General features: G+C 36.8%; 1 protein-coding gene. It reads right to left on the reverse strand.

Features of this window, described 5'->3' with window-relative positions; genetic code table 11:
* Positions 1-736, reverse strand: a 736-nt coding sequence (locus M3234_RS28760) for a transposase (protein ID WP_262307921.1), incomplete at both ends; no start/stop codon positions are given.

Raw genomic sequence — 736 nt, forward strand, 5'->3', positions numbered from 1 at the left:
TTTACTCTTATCTTTTCCTTGTACTCCTCCCAAACATGTCGTGTTACTACTTTGACCTTATTTTTTGAACGTGTGCATTCGGATAAAAATGGGCAGCTTTCACATTTTTTCGAATCAGATTTGTATTCTCTATAACCCTCTCGGGTTGTTGTCTTGTAAGGTAATTCTTGGTTATTAGGGCAAATATAAAGATCCCGTTCTTTGTCGTATGTAAATTTCCATTTCGGGAATAGGCCAGTTGTAGGATGGAATCTTCTATGGGCAATAACTCCAAAGATATTGCGATCAAAAAGTCCTTTACAAATAGGATTGGTGAGATAGCCTGAATCTAGCGCAACAGCTTCTACCTTAAAACCAAACCGTTGGACCTGACGGTCCAATCGATTCAGGTAAGGTACGGAATCATGAACATTGCCAGGAGTAACATAGACATCAGTAATAATATTGAACTTCATGTCAGTAGTCCGATGATCAAGATAACAAAACATTTCCTGTTTATTTTCTCGGGACATAAATCCACATTCAGGATCTGTCGTACTCACCCGAATTTCTTTTGTTTTTTTCACTTCCTCTTTTTCCTTTAACGGCTTTTTTCCATGATTAATCCTATCCTCTTCTATAGCATTATTAAGTTCCTCAAAATATTCGCGAGTCTCTACTTCTACCTCTTCCTTTGTAAACTTATGTTTATTGGCATTTGCCTTTAAATGAGTTGAATCAGTAAATAAAACACGAC

Source organism: Neobacillus niacini (genome assembly GCF_023715785.1).
GTDB classification, from domain to species: Bacteria; Bacillota; Bacilli; order Bacillales; family Cytobacillaceae; genus Neobacillus; species Neobacillus niacini_E.